An 18,692-nucleotide genomic window follows, 5' to 3' on the forward strand; every position below is an offset into this window, starting at 1 on the left:
TACCGGCATTATCGAATGAGGTCCTGGCGCTTTGACGCCGGTGGTTTTTCATTTTTGCAGGTAGCCCATGAACGCTTCGCAACGGGATGAACGAGCCCAGGACTTCGGGCTGTTTTTTTTGCGGGTCTGCGGCGGTTTGTTTCTGCTGTGGGTGCACGGTTTGCCGAAGCTGCTTAACTACAGCGCTCAACTGCTGGTCATCGAAGCCCCTTTCCACCTGGGCGCGAACGTCACGCTGATGCTGGCGATTTTCGCCGAGGTGCTGTGCCCGCTGCTGATCATTGCCGGGGTGTTGGTGCGTCTGGCGTGCCTGCCGATTTTGTCTGTTCTGTGGATCGCACTGCTGGTGGTGCATCCGCAATGGAGCCTCGAGGAAGGGCAGTTCGGCTGGCTGTTGTTGATCCTGTTCACCAGCCTTCTAATCGCCGGGCCGGGACGGCTGGCGCTCAATGTCCGATTCTCCGGAGCTTTGCGTTATGCCTGAATCCAATCGTTTCGAAGAAGTCGTGACCCTGGTCATCAAGCACCGGGTCAAGGCTGGTTTTGAAGTGCCCTATGAAGCCTGGTTGCGCAACATCGTCAGCATTGCCGGGCAGCAGGAAGGGCACTTGGGCGTCGACGTGATTCGCGGCAAGAACGCCGGCCTCGACCTGTACACCTGCGTGCTGCGCTTTTGCTCCACCGAGGCGATGCAGCACTGGCTCGATTCGCCGCAACGGCTGGAACTGGTCAACGAAGCCACGCCAATGCTCGCCGATGGCGACCAGACCGAGGTCAACCCGGTCAATGAATTCTGGTTCGCGCCCCAGGCTGAAACCGGTTCACCGCCGCCTCGCTGGAAGCAGGCCGTGGTCACGTTGCTGGTGATTCTGCCGCACACCCTGCTGGTACCGCTGATCTGGGGTCCGCTGCTGCGGCTCAACGCATTTCTGTCCAATTACGTGGTCGCCACGTTCCTGATCACGCTGACCATCGTCGTTTCGGTGGTGTACCTGTTCATGCCGATGGCGACGCGCTTGTTCGCGCCTTGGCTGTCCCCCTCCACTCAGCCCAAGGAAACGCGATGAACGCCGATCTGATTTTGTTCAATGGCCAATTTCATACCGTTGACCGTGAAAACCCGCGCGCCAGCGCCGTAGCCATCAGCGATGGTCGCTTTGTTGCGGTCGGCACCGATGCCCAAGCCATGGCCCTGCGCGGCTCAGGCACACAGGTCATCGACCTCAAGGGCCGCTGCGTCATCCCCGGCCTCAACGACTCGCACTTGCACCTGATTCGTGGCGGCTTGAACTACAACCTCGAACTGCGTTGGGAAGGTGTGCCGTCAGTGGTCGATGCCTTGCGCATGCTCAAGGATCAGGCCGACCGCACGCCGACGCCACAATGGGTGCGGGTGGTCGGTGGCTGGAACGAATTCCAGTTCGCCGAAAAGCGCATGCCGACCCTCGAAGAGCTCAACCAGGCCGCGCCCGATACCCCGGTGTTCGTGTTGCACTTGTACGACCGTGCCTTGCTCAACCGCGCTGCGTTACGCGTGGCCGGTTACACCCGTAACACGCCGAACCCGCCGGGAGGCGAGATCGTGCGCGACAGCAACGGCGAGCCGACCGGCATGCTGGTGGCGCGTCCTAACGCAATGATTCTGTACTCGACGCTGGCCAAGGGGCCGAAGTTGCCGCTGGAATACCAGGTCAACTCGACTCGCCAATTCATGCGCGAACTCAACCGTCTCGGCCTCACCAGTGCCATCGATGCCGGTGGCGGTTTCCAGAATTATCCGGACGATTACCAAGTGATCGAGCAGTTGGCCAAGGACCAGCAACTGACCATCCGCATTGCCTACAACCTCTTCACGCAGAAGCCGAAAGAAGAGCTGACCGATTTCAAGAACTGGACCAGCAGCGTGACCCTGCATCAGGGCGACGATTTCCTGCGACACAACGGTGCCGGGGAAATGCTGGTGTTCTCGGCGGCGGATTTCGAGGACTTCCTCGAGCCGCGTCCGGACCTGCCGCAAACCATGGAAGACGAGTTGGAGCCGGTGGTCCGCCACCTGGTCGAGCAGCGTTGGCCGTTCCGTTTGCACGCCACGTACAACGAATCCATCAGCCGCATGCTCGACGTCTTCGAGAAGGTCAACCGCGACATTCCGTTCAACGGTTTGCCGTGGTTTTTCGATCACGCCGAAACCATCACCCCGCAGAACATCGAGCGGGTGAGGGCGCTGGGCGGTGGTATCGCGATCCAGGACCGCATGGCGTTCCAGGGTGAGTATTTCGTCGAGCGTTACGGCGCCAAGGCGGCCGAAGCGACGCCGCCGATCAAGCGCATGTTGGCCGAAGGCGTACCGGTCGGTGCCGGCACCGACGCGACGCGGGTGTCCAGCTACAACCCATGGACCTCGTTGTACTGGATGGTCAGCGGCCGCACCGTCGGCGGCCTGGAGCTGCACGCCGAGGGCCTGTCCCGGCAGACCGCGCTGGAACTGTTCACCCACGGCAGCGCCTGGTTCTCTTCTGAACAGGGCAAGAAAGGCATGATCAAGGTCGGCCAACTGGCAGACGTCGCGGCCCTGAACGCGGACTTTTTCAGCGTCGACGAAGAAGCGATCAAGTGGATCGAATCGGTGTTGACCGTGGTCGGCGGCAAGGTGGTGTACGCCGCCGGTGATTTTGAAAAGCTCGGCCCTGCCAGCGTGCCGGTGCTGCCGGACTGGTCGCCGGTGGTGAAGGTGCCGGGGCACTGGCGTCCGACCTCGCCGATGCAGGCACAGGTTCACCATTGCAGCGGACCGTGCGGCGTGCATTCCCACAGTCATGAAAAGGCGCGTTTGTCGAACGCGCCGGTCAGCGATTTCGCCGGCTTCTGGGGCGCCTTTGGCTGCTCGTGCTTCGCGTTCTGACGATCTCAAAAAGCGCCGATGCACAGCGTCGGCGCCCTATGTAACACCCATCCATCGAGGAGATTCACATGAGCAACGTTCCGTACAAACGCCTGAATAAAGACGATGCGGTTGTCCTGTTGGTCGACCATCAGACCGGTCTGATCTCGCTGGTTCAGGATTTCTCGCCGAACGAATTCAAGAACAACGTGCTGGCCCTGGGTGACGTGGCCAAGTTCTTCAAACTGCCGACCATCCTCACCACCAGCTTCGAAAACGGCCCGAACGGCCCGATGGTTCCGGAATTGAAAGAGCAGTTCCCGGACGCGCCGTACATCCCGCGTCCAGGCCAGATCAACGCCTGGGACAACGAAGATTTCGTCAAGGCCGTCAAGGCTACTGGCCGCAAGCAACTGATCATCGCCGGTGTGGTGACTGACGTGTGCGTGACTTTCCCGACGCTGTCAGCGCTGGCCGAAGGGTTTGAAGTGTTTGTGGTGACCGACGCTTCGGGCACCTTCAACGAAACCGTGCAACAAGCCGCGTGGGCGCGCATGGCGGCGGCCGGTGCTCAATTGGTCAATTGGTTCTCGGTGGCGTGCGAGCTGCAGGGCGACTGGCGCAACGACATGGAAGGCCTGGCGAACCTGCTGTCGCCGCGCATTCCCAACTACCGCAACCTGATGAACAGCTACTCGGTGCTGACCTCGAAGTAACTCCATTCGGTCTCAACGCTTTCCCTGTGGGAGCAAGCTTGCTCGCGATAGCGGCGGATCAGCCAGCATCTCTGTTGGATCTGCTACCGCCGTCGCGAGCAAGCTCGCTCCCACAGGGTTTACTCACCGCTTCTGCAACCACCCCAAAAAACCACCTTTCTTGACCGGCACCGGTTTGGCCAGCAACGCCAACCGACTGTTCTGCTGCCGCACCGCCTGCAACTTGTTCAACGCCCGACTCACTTCAACCCGCTGTTCCATGCAGCTGCGGGTCAGGGATTTGTCGATCCGGTAGATGATGCACGAGGTCAACGCAGTGAATGTCGCCTGCGACGGCGTGTCGGTGAGGATGCTCTGTTCACCCATGACTTCGCTCGGCCCCATGCGTCCGGCTTCGGTTTGCCCGGCGCCGTCCGGCACTGTCGCGCTGACCACACCCGTGGCGATGACCATCAGGCTGTCCGGTACTTCACCCAGTTCCAGCACCACCTGACCGGCCGCGTACTGTTGCGCAACCATCGATTGGGCCATCTGATCGCGTTCCTCTTCACTCAAGGAACGGAAAATTTTCACCTCATCCAGCAACGCCCTTGCACGGGTAGTCGGCTCAATCACGCCGTCGAGCTGACGGGAAATTCCCGCGGCTTCGAGGTGCCTGTGGGCCAGGTCGAACAGCTGATTGCGCACTTCACTTTTCTTGCCCAGCTCAGCGATAAACCCGCTGGCGACGTACTCGGACATGCTTTCGCCAGCCTCTTTCAGCACCGCTTTCGGCGCCGGGTTGAGCAGCAGACTGCTGCTGCCCTGCAGCGTGCGGTCCAGTGCATCCAGCACCCGACGCGGGCGAATGTGGTTGGGCACCTGGATGCTGATCGACACGCCATGCATGTTGGTCGGCCGGCTCAGGTTGACGATCTTTGCTTTGGCCGCCACCGAGTTCGGCACCACCGCGGTACTGCCCGCGCTGGTCAACAGGTGCGTCGCACGCCAGTCGATGTCGATCACCTTGCCCTCGACGCCGTCGATCATGATCCAGTCATCCACCTGATACGGCTTGGTGGTGTTGAGCACGATCCCGGAAAACACATCGCTCAAGGTGCTCTGCAACGCCAGGCCGACAACGATTGCCACCACCCCGGACGTTGCCAGCAACCCTTTCACCGGCAGTTCCAGCACATAACCGGCAGCCGCAACGATGGCGATCAGAAACACCAGCGCGCCGATGACGTCCTGCAGCAACCGACCGCTGTGCCCGATGCGCCGCATCAGTACCAGACCGATGACTTCGGTGAGCACTCGCGCCGCGTACAACCACCAGAGAATCCCCAGCGCCGTGGCACCCAGTTGTGCCACGCGGTCCTCGGCGAACAGCGGCGCCTGCAACGGGCTGACGCCGGCGTTGATGATGAGCGCGCTGAACATCAGGAACAACGCCAGGCGCACACCGACCCGCGTGACGCGATGCTTGAACGGCGCGAGGTGCCAGAGCACGGCGTCGATCACCAGCAGCAGGGCACTCCAGGACAGCAGATGAGCGTAGATGAGGGACATGTGGGGGAGCTCCGGAAGAATGTTTTTGCAGGCGCCCGCAGCAAGCCTGGCTCCTACAGAAAAAGCCCCTCGCACGATGACCGTGGGAGGGGCGAAGGGGCTCAGTTCAGATGAGTCTTGAGTTCCAGTGCTGCCTGACGCACCGCCGCTTTCACTTCCGGAATCTGGCTCAGGGGATTGAGCAAGCCGAAGTCGTGAATCATCCCGTTGTAGCGCACTGCCGTGACCGGTACCCCGGCGGCATCGAGGTGGCGGGCATAGGCTTCGCCTTCGTCACGCAACACGTCGAACTCGGCGGTCTGCACCAGCGCTGCCGGCAAGCCTTTGAGCTGTTCGGCGCTGGCCTGCAACGGTGAAGCGTGGATCTGCGCACGCTCAGCCTGGTCGGTGGTGTAGTTGTCCCAGAACCAGTTCATCATGCCTTTGGTGAGGAAGTGGCCCTCGGCAAATTGCTGGTACGAGCCGGTTTCGAACTGTGCGTTGGTCACCGGCCACATCAGCAGCTGGAAGCGCAGCGCCGGGGTTTTCTGTTCCTTGGCCATCAACGCGACGACCGCCGCCATGTTGCCGCCGACGCTGTTGCCGGCCACGGCGAGGCGCTTGCCATCGACGCCGATGTCCTTGCCATGTTCGGCTACCCAACGGGTCGCGGCGTAGGCCTGATTGATCGCGGTCGGGTAGTGCGCTTCAGGTGACGGCGTGTAATCGACATACACTGCGACGGCACCGGAGCCGACCACCAGGTCATGAATCAAGCGTTGGTGAGTCGGGTAATCGCCCAGCACCCAGCCGCCACCGTGGAAGAACATGAACACCGGCAACTCACCTTTGACCTTGGCCGGTCGTACGATTTTCAGGTTGATGGTTTGACCATCGACCTTGATCGCACGATCGCTGACGTCCACACCCGACAGATCTACCTTCACCGAGTTTTGCGCACCGGTCAGCACCGCACGGGCGTCTTTCGGGCTCAGTTGCTCGAGCGGCTTGCCACCACCGGCGGCAAGGGCTTCGAGGAAGGCCTGGGTGTTGTGTTCAACGCCTGGGCTGCCAGCAGCAAATGCGTTGCCGACGGCGAGGGCGAGGAGGGAAGCGGTCAGGGTTTTCTTGACGATGTTCATGGGGAAATCCTTTTTAGTTAATGAGTTGTTGATTACCTGAGGGGCAGGTTGCTGCTGCGCTGGGGTTCAGGCCTCAGCAACACCGTGGACACAGATTAATAGGGTGCCAGATAAGGAAAAAGCGGCTATAAAGCGTTTAACTGTCAACCGGAAAGCGACAATGAACCCGTTCGAAGACATGCGTATTTTTTGCCAGGTCATGGACTCCGGCAGCTTCACCTCGGCCGCCGATCAACTGGGCCTGTCCAAGCAGTTCGTCAGCCGTCGCCTGATGCAACTTGAAGAACGTTTGGGCGTGCGTTTGCTCAACCGCTCCACGCGGCGCCTGGACGTCACGCCACTGGGCCAGAGTTATTACGAGTCGGCGTTGCGGCTGCTCAGCAAAGTCGAGCAGGTGGAGCAGGGCATCGCCGGCCAGACCACCGAGCCGCGCGGCACCATTCGCGTGAGCGCGCCGTTATCGTTTGCGCTGGCGCATCTCGGTTGCCTGCTGCCGGTGTTCTTGCAGCGTTATCGCGAGGTCACGGTGGAAGTGGATTTGAGCGACCGCCCGGTGGATCTGCTCAGCGAGGGTTACGACCTGGCGTTGCGCATCGGCGTACTGGAAGACTCGACGCTGATCGCCCGCCGCATCGCTTCGATCCAGCGGGTGTACTGCGCCAGCCCGGCTTACCTGGCCGAGCGCGGAATACCGCGTAAACCCGAGGACCTGCACGCGCACGACTGCCTGCCTTACGGCCACGGTCGTCAGGTGCAATGGCGTTTTGAAGGGCAGGGCAAACCACTGGCGGTCAATGTAACCGGGCGGATGCGGGTCAATAATGGTGAGTTGCTCAGGGATGCGGCGGTGGCCGGGATGGGGATTACTTACCTGCCGACATTCATTGTCGGGGCCGCGTTGAAGGATGGACGGCTGGTGCCGGTGCTGGATGAGTTTCGCCCGCAGCCGCTGACGTTGTCGGCGGTGTACCCGCAGCATCGCCAGAGCTCGCGTCCGGTGCAGGCGCTGATCGAGTTTTTGCGCGAGCGGCTGGATCAGGCCGAGGATGGGTTGTAAATCACTGATTGCACACATCCCCTGTGGGAGCCGGGCAAGCCCGGCTCCCACAGGGGATGTGTGGCGAACCTTTGTTCAATGGTGATCAGGTCCTTTTGTCATCGCCCGGTTCGCCACCGACGTGCACGCCGTGGTCATCGCCAACTTCACCGGAGCGATGAACGCCGTGGTCATCGCCCATTTCACCGGAACGATGAACCCCATGATCGTCCCCCGGTTCTGCGTGATTGCTGTGTCGCCCTGAGTCGGCTGAATGCCCGGAACGCCCCGAGCCATGGTCGTTGCCACTGTGATCGCTGCCATTACCGCCGTGGCCGCTGCCGCTGCTACCGTGACCACCGCCATCGCCGCCATGACCACTGCCGCTGCCACCGTGACCACCACCATTACCGCCACTGCCTCCGCCACCACCGCCACCGTGACCACCGCCGCCTCCACCGCTACCACCACCGCCTCCACTCCCTCCATCCTTGGCTTGAGCGCTCGATACACCGGACAGGCTGTCCGGAATCAATACGGTCGACGCCGACAACACTGCGCCAATCGCTACTGCCAGTAAAAGCTTGTTGATGTGCATGCCGTTCTCCGTCTTCTTATTCAGATTTGAACGTTGATAAACACTGCAACGTGCTGCTCGATTCAGTCGGTGAACACCGCTACGTCCTGATTTATTCAGTTGCCACCTCGATGAGCGATGAACGGGGCAATTCGACCCTGTTTCAGGGGTCAGTGAATGCTCGAGGCCAGTTCGAATATCGGGATGTACATCAGGATCACGATGACCCCGATCAACAGGCCGATGAAGGTCATGAGCAAGGGTTCAAACAACCGCACGAACCATTCGATCCAGCGGCTGATTTCTTCGTCATAGAAGTCGGCGCTGCGTTCCATCATCTGCCCGAGGTTGCCGGACTGCTCGCCGGCACGCAGCAAGCGCAGGGACACCGGGGTGACGAGATGATTGAGCTCCAGCGCCGCCGACAGCGATTGCCCCTCGCGCACCCGCTCGCAGGCCTGGTCCAGGCGCACACGCGAGGCGACGGTGAGCAGGCCACGGACCATGCCCATGGCGGTGACGAGGGGGATGCCGCCTTGCAGCAGGATCCCCAGCGAACGATAGAAGCGCGCCAGTTCGTACATGAAGATGCGCTGGTGGACTGCCGGAAGTTTTTCGATCACCCGGTCCACACTCCGGCGAAAGGCCGGTTGGCGCTGGAGGAAGGCGAGGGCGACGACGATCGCCACCAGGGCGCCGAAGAATTCGCCCTGATGAGCATGCAGGAACATCCCGCTGCTCATCAGTACTTGCGACAACCACGGCAGGTTGTTGCCCAGCCCTTCGAACACCAGGCTGAAGCGCGGCACCACGTAACCCATCAAAAACAACACCACGCCACCGCCCACCACCAGCAACAGCATGGGGTAGATCGAAGCGCTGACGATCTTTTGTCGAACCTCGTCCATGCGTTGGCGATAGCTGACATAGCGACCCAGGGCATCGCCCACTGCGCCGGTCTTCTCGCTGGACTGCACCAGTGCCACGTAGAGCGGCGGGAACACTGCCGACAACTGACCCAGTGCCTGGGAGAACGATTTGCCCTCATACAGCAGGCGCACCAGTTCACTCAAGGTTTTGCGGGCCTGTGGCGCGGTTTCTTTTTCCGCCAGGCTTTCCAGCGCATCGATCAATGGCAGGCCGGCGTTGAGCAGGGTGGTCAGTTCCTGGCTGAACAGCACCAGGTTGAACGTCTCGCGCTTTTGCAATCGCAATGCCCGCCAATGCCTTTCGGCTTGCAGGCTAACCACCCGCAGGCCCTTTTCTTCGACGATGCGTCGGGCTTCGCTGTCCCCTTGGGCCTCGACGGTCATCGAGACCACGCCGGTCTTGCCGACGGCCTTGAGATGAAAACGCATGCTCGCCTCCCGTCACTGCCAACTGGTGACTTCGGCGTTTTCGCCTTCGCCGCCGGGTTGACCGTCCTTACCCATGGACAGCAGGTCGTATTCGCCGTTTTCACCAGGGTAGCGGTAGGTGTAATTGCGGCCCCACGGGTCCTGCGGCAATTTTTTCTGCAAGTACGGGCCGGTCCAGCGGGTTTCGTCGCTGGGCGCGGTGACCAGCGCCTGCAAACCCTGTTCGGTCGACGGGTAGTGGCCGACCTCCAGACGGTACAAATCCAGTGCTTTGCCCAGACCTTCGATTTGCGCCTTGGCCACCTTCACTTCGGAGCGGCCGAGCTGGGCGAAATATTTCGGCGCGACAATGCCGGCCAACAGCCCCAGCACCACCAGCACCACCAACAGTTCAAGCAACGTGAACCCGCGCTGAGCTCGCGGTGAGCCGTGACGCGGGGCACTACACAGACGCTGATTCATGATGACCTCACACAGTCGGCAGAAGGGTCGCCTGAAGGCTTATGCAATTGCCATGCTCACCACCTGACTTCCTTGCGAAACCCCTGAATCACGGGCCTCTGCGCTTCCGGCACAGTGCTTGCGTACGGCTGATTCACTACCGGCCATTGGGGCATTAGCCCCATTTTTCGGGGTCGGTCAGGGGAGACAGAAAAATGAAAACACTCACCACTGGACTGCTCGGCTGTGTGCTGCTGGCAGGTACAGCTCAGGCCGATGTGTTCGTTTCCGTGGACAGCAAGGGCAGCTACGTTTTGTCCAATGTCCACCGTCCAGGTCGCACCTATGAACGGGTGATTCGCGAGCCCGAATCGTCACTGGTCAGCCTCGATCAACAGCCGCAGATGATTGCCCGGCAGCCCTATGCCGAGCTGGTGTCGGCGGCCGCCACGGCCAATGAATTACCGGCGGCGCTGTTGCATGCAGTGATCCAGGCCGAGTCCGCCTACGACGCCCGCGCGCGGTCGGCCAAAGGGGCGGGAGGGCTGATGCAATTGATGCCCGACACCGCCCGCGAAATGGGCGTGACCAACGTCTACGACCCCAAGGCCAACATTCAAGGCGGAGCCAAATACCTCAAGCGCCTGATGACCCTGTTCGACAACGACATCGCCCTCGCCGTGGCGGCTTACAACGCCGGGCCGCAAGCGGTGCTGAGCCGTGGCGGGGTGATCCCGCCGTTCGCCGAAACCCAGCGTTATGTACCGAGCGTGTTGCGCCAATACCGCCGCTTGCAAGGCTTGGCCGTGGATGCGCCGTTGTGATGGGCGAACGTGGGGAACCTTGCCCCAACAGTGGGGCATGGTGGCCCCGACCGAAAAGTGGGGAATGGGTGGGGAATATCCCCCGACTTATCAAGTCGTTTATGTAACTAACTGAAAAAAAACAACAATATTTATGGCATGCGGATTGCTCAAGAGGATTTGTCGAGAATTATTCCCTGTGAGCACCCACAGCGAGGCCCGCGATCATGACCGGCATGCACCACGTTCCGTCCTTGTTAAAAATGCTGCTGCTGACGGCGTCGATGCTGGGCGTCGAGATGGCCGAAGCCGCCTTGCGCTGCGAGCGCAATCTGGTAGCGAACGTCGTGGCGCTGGATCAGCCGCTGATGTTCAACCGCCTCGGCGCACAGAACGCCAACGGCATGATGTTCGCCCTGCGGCGTGACGTGGTCGATGACCATGACATGTCCCTGGCCCACGGTGGCGCGGCGGTTCCGGGCAAGGTTTCGCTGCGGCCCGACAAGCGTCCGCGTCCGTTGGTGCTGAGGGTTGCGGCTGGTGATTGCCTGACCATCAATCTGCAGAACCTGCTGGCCTACCAGGCCAACCCCGGCAGTCATGACAACGGGGGGGAGGAAGAGGGCGAGATTGAGGGCGAGGTAGAAATCGGCGCTGCAGAGGACTTCAAAGTCGATGAGCAGGTCACCGACCGCCACGTCGGCTTTCAGGTCAACGGGATGCAGGCAGTCAACAGCATCGATGACATCGCGTCCTTTACCGGGCGCAACGCCAACACCTTGATCCCGCCGGGCGCAACCCGTTCCTACACCTTGTACGCCGAGCGCGAAGGGGCCTTCGCCGCCAGCAGCCGCGGTGCAACGTTCGGTGGTGAAGGCGATGCGGGCAACGTCGCCAACGGTCTGTTCGGCGAAGTGGTGGTGGTGCCCAAGGGTGGCCGCGCCTATCGCAACACCGTGACCGAAGAAGAAATGCGCCTTGCCAGCAGCGGCCGCACGCCGACCGGTCAGCCGATTGTCGATTACCAGGCGCGCTACCCGCAGCGTGAACCGTGGATTCGTGAAGGCAAGGCCGGCACGCCGATCATCAACATGGTCGACGGCAACGAAATCATTTCCAGCGAGAGCGATGCGATCGTCATGGGCAGCAACGCCGACGGCAGCTTCCCGCCGTCGACCTATCCGCTGGAAGCCATCGGCAAACGCAACCCGGCGCTGCCCAACCGGCTGGAACCGTTCCGCGATTTCGCCTCGCAATTCCAGGATGAAACCGCCGCAACCCAGGCATTCCCTGCCTATTGGGCAGACCCGGTCATGGCCCATGTGCTGGAGCCGGCTCGCGACTCGTTCATGATCAACTACGGTTCCGGCGGCATGGGCGCCGAGGTGGTGGCCAACCGATTGGGTGTCGGGCCGATGCACGATTGCCTGTCCTGCGCCTATGAAGAATTCTTCCTCAGCTCGCACACCGTCGGCGACGTGGCGATGCTGGTGGATGTGCCGGCCAACGCCGGTCTGGAAAACATTCGTCCGGGTGAAACACCGCGCGCCGATCAGGTCGGGGTCAAGGCGACCATGGCGCTGTATCCGTCCGAGCCGTCCAACGTCAACCACAGTTACATCGGTGACTTCGTCAAATTCCGCAACACCCACAACGGCCACGAGCAGCATATCTTCCACCTGCACGGGCACCAGTGGTTGTTCAATCCCAACGACGACAACTCCGACTATGTGGACGCCCAAGGCATCGGTCCGGGTGCCGGCTACACCTATGAAATTGCCAACGGCGGTTCGGGCAACCGTAACCGTGTAGCAGGCGATGCGATCTATCACTGCCACTTCTATCCGCACTTCGCCCAGGGCATGTGGAGCATGTGGCGGGTGCACGATGTATTTGAAGAAGGCACCAAACTGGAAGTTTCCCAGCAAGGCGCCGACGGTTATCACAGCGAGCCTTACGCACTGCGCAGCGGCAAACCGGCCGCGGGTGCCCGGGCCTTGCCCGATGGCGAGATCATTGCCGGTACGCCGATACCCGCGGTGGTGCCGCTACCGGGCAAAGCCATGGCGCCGATGCCGGGCAAGGTCGCAGTGGTGCCGAAAATCGGCGAGACCCTGGTGGCCGGCAATGATGACGATGACGGTGAGCACCAGGGCGGCAACGCTGGCCCGCAAGCCATCGGTTCCCTGGCGCTGGTGGATCGCAGCGAAGCCAATCGCAATGCCGACGGCAGCCTGAAAAACCCGGGTTATCCGTTCTGGATCGGCGGCATGGAAAGTTCGGTTGGCCAACGTCCACCGACCCCACCGCTGGACATGCTCGACGCCGCCAAGGCCCAGGCCTTGAAGACCAGTGGCAATGCCTTGTGGGCGAATCTTGACCCGGCGCAGTCCGGTGGTTGGGACGGCGGTCTGGGGCGTCACTCCCTCGATGGATTCTCGGCCGGTGGCGTGGCGCGCACCGTGACCACGTCCCTGGATTTCTCCAAGGAAGTGACCCGCGCCAAGCCGATTTACATGCCCGAAGAAGGTACCGAAGTCGAACAGGCGGCCATGAAATTCCACGCCCAAAAGGACCACCCAAGCTTTGCCGTTTTGCCTGGCAATCAAATCGTCGCGCGCAACTTCCGCACCAACGGCGCGTTGCCAACCGCCGGTGCGCCTTACTACGAACCGTGCATGGATGATCGGCAAAAGCGCCTGACCAGCAGCGCCGGCATGGGCGAGTTTGCCAGTGGCGAACGGCTCGACGGCATGTCGTTCAGCGGGTCTTCGACCTTCACGGCTGACCGGCCACGGGTCTACAAAGCGGCGAACATCCAGTTCGACGCGGTGTACAACAAGGTCGGCTACCACTTCCCGCAAGCACGCATCCTGGCGCTTTGGGAAGACGCCTGGCCGGTGATCACCAAGCAGCGTCCGCCAGAGCCTTTGGTGATGCGCATGAACACTTTCGACTGCGTGCAATACCAGCAAACCAACCTGGTGCCGGCCATCTATGAGATGGACGACTATCAAGTGCGCACGCCGACCGACGTGATCGGCCAGCACATTCACTTGCCGAAGTGGGACCTGACGGCGGCGGACGGTTCGGCCAACGGCTGGAACTACGAAGACGGCGTACTTTCCCCCGGTGCGGTGCAGGAGCGCATCCACGCCATTCGAGAGTTCAACCAATGCACGGGCAGCGACCCGCGTGAGGGCACACCTGCTTGTCCGAAGGCTAAAAATCATCCGTACTTCGGGCAGTTCGGCCGGGCCGACTGGGTCGGCGCGCGGACGGCGATGCAGCGCTGGTTTGTCGATCCGGTGGTGAACTCCAAAGGTGTCGACCGTGGCCTGGGGACCATTTTCACCCACGACCACCTCGGCCCATCGACTCACCAACAGATTGGTCTGTACGCCACTGTACTGGCTGAGCCGGCCGGTTCCACCTGGTTCCACGCCGAAACCGGCGAGCCGTTGTACAGCGGCGCGCGGCAGGATGGCGGGCCGACCTCATGGCAAGCGGTGGTGTCCACCGGCGACCTGGACGGCGACGGCAAGAACGACAGCTTCCGCGAGTTCTTCCTCGAATACAGCGACTTCCAGCACGCCTATGAAGCCGGTGTGTACGTGGGCGCCGGTCCTGACGGTATACCTGACGCGCAAGCCTTTCCGGCCACTGCCGACAGCTTCCGCTACGCCATCAACCCGCCGGTGCGCAAAGAAGCCGAGACGCTGCTTGAGCAGGTAGTCGAGGCCCGTGGTGGCTTGATGCCGGGCTGTCCAAGCCGGCCTTGCCCACAAGCCATCTCGGTCGATGACCCAGGCATGTTCGTGGTCAATTACCGCAACGAACCACTGGCCCTGCGAGTGTACAACCCGAACAAGGTCGGCCCCGACGGCAAGCGCGGCATGCAGGCCGATGGCCTCGGCGGCGACCTGGCGTATGCCATGCAAAGCCGCACCGACCGTGCGATCCCGGCGATGAACCTGGCACCGAACCTCATTACCGCTGCCACCGGCCCGACCGGCGGCACCACTCAGTTCCCACCGCACATCAACCGCGGCGGCGCCGAACCGGGCGACCCGTTCACGCCGATGCTGCGCACCTACACCGGTGACAACGTACGGCTGCGGGTGCATGCCGGCGGTCACGAAGAAGAGCACAACGTGACCCTGCACGGCGTGAAGTGGCTGCAAAGCGGCTCGGGATTCGGCAACAGCTCCAACTCCGGCTGGCGTGCGTCGCAGATGATCGGGATCTCCGAGCAGATGGGCTTCATTGCGCCGGTCTCGATGCTGTCGAGTTCGGCGGCGACGACGGGTGACTACCTGTACTCGATGGACGCGTCGATCGAAGGCTACTGGAGCGGAATCTGGGGCGTGATGCGTAACTACACCGCGCAACGCAGCGACCTGTTCGCGCTGCCCAACAACCCGAAACCGGCGGGTATGCGCAACACCGTGGCGTTCGACGGTTCCTGCCCACGGTACAGCGCCAACCCCAACGGCATCGGCACCCGGCCAACCGTGCAACGCAACTATGAAGTGGTCGCGGCGCTGGCGAACGATATTCTCGGCAACCCGCTGGGCCTGACCATCGGAGATCCAGCCGGGCTCGCTCAACACGTCGGCGGGGCGTTGAACCCGGCAGGCGGCACCCTGGTGTTCAACTCACGCCCAGTGAGCATTCCTCAGGTGACAGTGAGCGACCCCGAAGACGGAACAACCTTCACCATCGGCGGGCAAAGCGGGCCGTTGCATGACCCGACGGCAATCCTCTATGTGCGCAAGGGCGACCTTGACCCGATCACCGGAAAGCTCAAACCCGGTGTGCCGGTCGAACCGCTGGTGCTGCGCGCGACGGCAGGGGACTGCATCAACATCACCCTGGAAAACCGTCTGCCCCTGGTCATGCCGGACCTGACCCAGACGGCGTCGGTGATGGGCATGGTCAAGCGTGACCGCAACAATGGCGAAGGCTCTACCACCTTCAGCAACAACCTGATGCGGCCGTCCAGCCATGTCGGTCTGCACGCGCAACTGTTGGCGTACGATATCACCAAATCCGACGGCACCAACGTCGGCACCAACCCGATCCAGACCGTGCCACCCCGCGTCGGCACCGTTGGTGCGTACCCGACGCGTACCTATCAGTACTACGCCGGGCACCTGGAACGTGAAGGCAAGCCGATCACGCAACTGGGCCGCAGTGTCGACAACATCAACGCTACGGCAGTGGAATTTGGCGGGTTGAATTTCACCCCGGCAGATGTGATCAAGCAGCCGCAAAAAGGCCTGGGTGGTGCAATGAGCGTCCTGCCGATCGGCGCCACCTGGGTTGAGGATGCGCGCAAGGTAAACGCGACCGTCACTGCGCCCGCACAGACCAGCTACCGCGACTTTACGATGGTCTGGCAGAAGGCGTTGAATATACGCTGGGCCAATGGGCGTCCGGTGGAAGGCATTGCCTCGGAGGCCGGGGTACCGACCGATCCGCAGGACAATTCCAGCATGGCCATCAACTACAAGACCGAGCCAATGTGGTTCCGCTTCGGCCTACCACCGGATGCGCCGTTCGGTCACGCCGACGGCCATGGTTATGGTGACGTGGTCAACGCGCACATGGCCTTCAGCAATGCGCTGGTGGGCGGCGATCCGCAGACGCCGGTGCTGTATGTAAAACCGGGGCAACCGTTCCGCACGCACATCCTGATGCCCACCGGTGGCAGCCGTGGCACGACCTTTCAGCTCGACGGGCATGTCTGGTCGGTCAACCCGTTCCAGTCGGAGAAGAGCGATACCGGTGGCTATCCGATGATGACGCCAGGCGTGGGTTCGGTGCGGTTCGGCTACAACCCGATGTCGATGTACATCGGTGCCCACGAAAGCATCCTGCCGGCGGCGCACTTCAGCTTCATGCACCCGAGCGCCGGGGGCAGCAACGCGATACCGGGCGACTACCTGTTCCGCGATTACGCCGCGTACGGCAACACCGCCGGGTTGTGGGGGCTGTTGCGCGTGACCAACGAACCCGAACCGGCGCCGGCACCGTAGCAACCGTTATGGAGTGAACGCGCCCTGTAGGCGCTGGCTTGCCGGCGATGGCGGTCTCGAGATTGATGCACGGCGTGAGGGCCTCATCGCCAGCAAGCTGGCTCCTACAAGGGTTCGGGTTTGCAGGGTGCAAATGGTGGGAGCTGGCTTGCCAGCGATGGCGGCCGCAAGACAGGCGCAGATCTGTAAGGGGAGAGGTGAAATGAACAGGACCATTGGAATCGTCGGTTGTGCACTGGTTGTCGGGGTGGCGCTGATCTGGCTGGGTGTCTGGCGCACGATACCGCCGGACATGCTGAGCGAGGTGGCGCTGCCGGACACCTGGAGCGGTCAGACGCTGGAGCGTGACGGCGTGTCCGTAGCGTTGCAAGTGCGGCCATTGGCCGAGGATGGCGTGTTGCGCGAAGGCGAGTTTGCCGACGTGCTTTTCCGGGTCAGTGACAGCACGTCGGGCCAACCCCTTTCCGGGGTCAATCCCGGTGCCTGGCTGGACCCCGAAGCGGTCGCGGCCGACCAGGCCCAGGGCCGCGAACGCAGCTGCAAATCACGGGTCGGCGTATTCCTCAAATCGAGCATTGGTGCGCGACCGTTACTGGACCTCAACAGCTATTTCCTGCTGGTGATGAACCGTGATGCCAGCGTTTCGGTGGTCGACCCATCGGTCTCGGTGGGCGGCATCACCAGCACCATGGCGCGCATCGACCTCAAGCAGCCGCCGATGGATTGGGTCACCCCGAAGGACAACAAACGCGTGTTCGTCTCCATGCCCACCGCTGGCGAAGTGGCGGTGATCGACAGCGAGCAATTCAAGTTGATCGACTCGGTGGCGGCCGGTAGCCATCCGGTGCGCGTAGCGTTGCAACCGGACGAGCGCCTGCTGTGGGTCGGCAACAATGCGCCGAAGGCCGAAGCATCCGGGGTCACGGTGATCGACAGCCAAAGCCTGAAGCCGCTCAAACACCTGGCCACCGGCGCCGGCCATCACGAAATCGCCTTCAGCAAGGACAGCCGGTTTGCCTTCGTGACCAACCGCGACGACGGCACGCTGAGCATCATCGACATCGCCAGCCTGACCCTCAGCAAACAACTCAAGACCGGCACGCGCCCTTTGTCGGTGGCGTACTCGCCACTGTCCCAGGCGGTGTATGTCGCCGACGGCAAGGACGGCACCGTGACCGTGGTCGATACCGCCAGCCTCGACGTGCGCCGTGTGATCAAAATCAAACAGGGCCTGGGCCCGATGGGTTTCAGCGCCGATGGACGATTCGGCATCGTCCTCAACACCCTGGAAAACCAGGTGGCCGTGATCGACGCCGCCACCGACTCGCTGGTTCATGAACTGGACGTGTCCGCCGAGCCTTATCAAGTGGTGTTCACCAAGGCCTACGCCTACGTGCGCGGACTGGCTTCGGCCAAAGTCACGATGATCAACCTGTCGTCCCTCGGTGAAGGCCGCACGCCGATCAGCCAGGGCTTTGAAGCCGGGCCGCAGGCACCACGGCTGGCGGGTGATTTGCCGCTGGCGTCGAGCCTCGCGGTGTCGCGGGACGACAACGCGGTGTTCGTGGTCAACCCGGTGGACAACACCACTTATTTCTATGCCGAAGGCATGAACGCGCCGATGTCCGGTTACCCCAATCGCGGGCAAGTGGCGCGGGCGGCGATGGTCATCGACCGCAGCCTGCGCGAAGTCGAGCCGGGGCTATACAGCGCGCGGATAAAACTGCCGCCGGCGGGGCGTTTCGACGTGGCGTTCCTGCTCAATCAACCGAACATCATCCATTGCTTCACGACGCTGGTTGAGCCCGATGGCCGCCTCGCCCAGCACCCCGGCGTGCCGACAGTCGAGTTCATGCTCGACAAAGCCACCGCCGCCCTCGGCAGTCCTTACACCGTGCGCTTTCGCATCGTTCAGGGCCAGCACAAAGCTCAGCGCAGCGGCGTCAAGGACGTTCAGGTGCGCTACTTCCGCGCGCCGACGTCGCGGGCGCAAACAGTCGCGGCCCTTGAGGTCGGTAACGGAATCTACGAAGCCCCAGTGACGCTCGACCAGAACGGCGCCTGGTACCTGCACGTGCGTGCGGCGTCCCTTGGCGCGAATTTCGATGACAAGACCTTTGCCAGCGTTCGGGTCCTGCCCGGCGATGCCCGTTGAAGAGGAAATCGA

Annotated in this window: 13 protein-coding genes; 8 read left to right on the top strand and 5 right to left on the bottom strand. The window is 62.1% G+C overall.

From position 1 onward, the window contains the following. The first annotated feature begins 67 nt into the window (after positions 1-67). From F8N43_RS02770 to ycaC, 4 genes are all read left to right on the top strand, one after another. On the top strand, positions 68-484 hold the full coding sequence (locus F8N43_RS02770; RefSeq protein WP_150653168.1) for a DoxX family protein: 417 nt from the start codon (positions 68-70) through the stop codon (positions 482-484). Further along, positions 477-1,067, top strand: coding sequence for an antibiotic biosynthesis monooxygenase (locus tag F8N43_RS02775; protein ID WP_150631445.1), 591 nt, complete (start codon positions 477-479; stop codon positions 1,065-1,067). Before F8N43_RS02770 ends, F8N43_RS02775 begins: the two co-directional genes overlap by 8 nt. Further along, positions 1,064-2,902, top strand: coding sequence for an amidohydrolase (locus tag F8N43_RS02780; protein WP_150653169.1), 1,839 nt, complete (start codon positions 1,064-1,066; stop codon positions 2,900-2,902). Before F8N43_RS02775 ends, F8N43_RS02780 begins: the two co-directional genes overlap by 4 nt. A gap of 68 nt (positions 2,903-2,970) precedes the next feature. Further along, complete coding sequence (ycaC, locus tag F8N43_RS02785; RefSeq protein ID WP_008032694.1) at positions 2,971-3,597, top strand: isochorismate family cysteine hydrolase YcaC; 627 nt, start codon at positions 2,971-2,973, stop codon at positions 3,595-3,597. A gap of 123 nt (positions 3,598-3,720) precedes the next feature. Here the strand turns inward: ycaC and F8N43_RS02790 are convergent, their stop codons facing one another. Further along, positions 3,721-5,148, bottom strand: a complete 1,428-nt coding sequence (locus F8N43_RS02790) for a mechanosensitive ion channel family protein (RefSeq protein ID WP_150639299.1) — start codon at positions 5,146-5,148, stop codon at positions 3,721-3,723. 101 nt (positions 5,149-5,249) lie between these two features. Further along, complete coding sequence (locus F8N43_RS02795; protein ID WP_150653170.1) at positions 5,250-6,269, bottom strand: alpha/beta hydrolase; 1,020 nt, start codon at positions 6,267-6,269, stop codon at positions 5,250-5,252. 160 nt (positions 6,270-6,429) lie between these two features. Between F8N43_RS02795 and F8N43_RS02800 the strand changes: the two genes are divergently transcribed. Further along, positions 6,430-7,326 (top strand): LysR family transcriptional regulator, encoded by an 897-nt coding sequence (locus F8N43_RS02800; protein ID WP_150653171.1) that lies wholly within the window; start codon positions 6,430-6,432, stop codon positions 7,324-7,326. Between the two features lie 85 nt (positions 7,327-7,411). Here the strand turns inward: F8N43_RS02800 and F8N43_RS02805 are convergent, their stop codons facing one another. From F8N43_RS02805 to gspG, 3 genes are all read right to left on the bottom strand, one after another. Then, complete coding sequence (locus tag F8N43_RS02805; protein WP_150653172.1) at positions 7,412-7,903, bottom strand: hypothetical protein; 492 nt, start codon at positions 7,901-7,903, stop codon at positions 7,412-7,414. Positions 7,904-8,052: 149 nt separating this feature from the next. Continuing rightward, the gene (locus tag F8N43_RS02810; RefSeq protein WP_150653173.1) at positions 8,053-9,240 is read right to left on the bottom strand and encodes a type II secretion system F family protein; all 1,188 of its coding nucleotides are present in this window, start codon (positions 9,238-9,240) and stop codon (positions 8,053-8,055) included. 12 nt (positions 9,241-9,252) lie between these two features. Beyond that, complete coding sequence (gene gspG / locus F8N43_RS02815; RefSeq protein WP_150639304.1) at positions 9,253-9,702, bottom strand: type II secretion system major pseudopilin GspG; 450 nt, start codon at positions 9,700-9,702, stop codon at positions 9,253-9,255. Positions 9,703-9,896: 194 nt separating this feature from the next. On the opposite strand from gspG, the gene F8N43_RS02820 reads away from it, so the two are divergent. From F8N43_RS02820 to F8N43_RS02830, 3 genes are all read left to right on the top strand, one after another. Continuing rightward, entirely contained in the window at positions 9,897-10,505 is a 609-nt protein-coding gene (locus F8N43_RS02820) for a lytic transglycosylase domain-containing protein (protein WP_150631453.1), read from the top strand. A gap of 206 nt (positions 10,506-10,711) precedes the next feature. Then, entirely contained in the window at positions 10,712-16,525 is a 5,814-nt protein-coding gene (mnxG, locus tag F8N43_RS02825; RefSeq protein WP_150653174.1) for a manganese-oxidizing multicopper oxidase MnxG, read from the top strand. Positions 16,526-16,727: 202 nt separating this feature from the next. Continuing rightward, a complete protein-coding gene (locus F8N43_RS02830) occupies positions 16,728-18,680 on the top strand; it encodes a cytochrome D1 domain-containing protein (RefSeq protein ID WP_150653175.1) in 1,953 nt (650 codons plus the stop codon). The last annotated feature ends 12 nt before the right edge of the window (positions 18,681-18,692 follow it).

The organism is Pseudomonas fluorescens (genome assembly GCF_902498065.1).
Taxonomy (GTDB): domain Bacteria; phylum Pseudomonadota; class Gammaproteobacteria; order Pseudomonadales; family Pseudomonadaceae; genus Aquipseudomonas; species Aquipseudomonas fluorescens_BJ.

Bases quoted from the DNA above. Each gene is read 5' to 3' on its own strand.
- F8N43_RS02780 (WP_150653169.1), top strand. From the start codon at position 1,064: ATGAACGCCGATCTGATTTTGTTCAATGGCCAATTTCATACCGTTGAC.
- gspG (WP_150639304.1), bottom strand. From the start codon at position 9,702: ATGAATCAGCGTCTGTGTAGTGCCCCGCGTCACGGCTCACCGCGAGCT.
- ycaC (WP_008032694.1), top strand. From the start codon at position 2,971: ATGAGCAACGTTCCGTACAAACGCCTGAATAAAGACGATGCGGTTGTC.
- F8N43_RS02830 (WP_150653175.1), top strand. From the start codon at position 16,728: ATGAACAGGACCATTGGAATCGTCGGTTGTGCACTGGTTGTCGGGGTG.
- mnxG (WP_150653174.1), top strand. From the start codon at position 10,712: ATGACCGGCATGCACCACGTTCCGTCCTTGTTAAAAATGCTGCTGCTG.
- F8N43_RS02770 (WP_150653168.1), top strand. From the start codon at position 68: ATGAACGCTTCGCAACGGGATGAACGAGCCCAGGACTTCGGGCTGTTT.
- F8N43_RS02800 (WP_150653171.1), top strand. From the start codon at position 6,430: ATGAACCCGTTCGAAGACATGCGTATTTTTTGCCAGGTCATGGACTCC.
- F8N43_RS02820 (WP_150631453.1), top strand. From the start codon at position 9,897: ATGAAAACACTCACCACTGGACTGCTCGGCTGTGTGCTGCTGGCAGGT.
- F8N43_RS02795 (WP_150653170.1), bottom strand. From the start codon at position 6,269: ATGAACATCGTCAAGAAAACCCTGACCGCTTCCCTCCTCGCCCTCGCC.
- F8N43_RS02810 (WP_150653173.1), bottom strand. From the start codon at position 9,240: ATGCGTTTTCATCTCAAGGCCGTCGGCAAGACCGGCGTGGTCTCGATG.
- F8N43_RS02775 (WP_150631445.1), top strand. From the start codon at position 477: ATGCCTGAATCCAATCGTTTCGAAGAAGTCGTGACCCTGGTCATCAAG.
- F8N43_RS02790 (WP_150639299.1), bottom strand. From the start codon at position 5,148: ATGTCCCTCATCTACGCTCATCTGCTGTCCTGGAGTGCCCTGCTGCTG.
- F8N43_RS02805 (WP_150653172.1), bottom strand. From the start codon at position 7,903: ATGCACATCAACAAGCTTTTACTGGCAGTAGCGATTGGCGCAGTGTTG.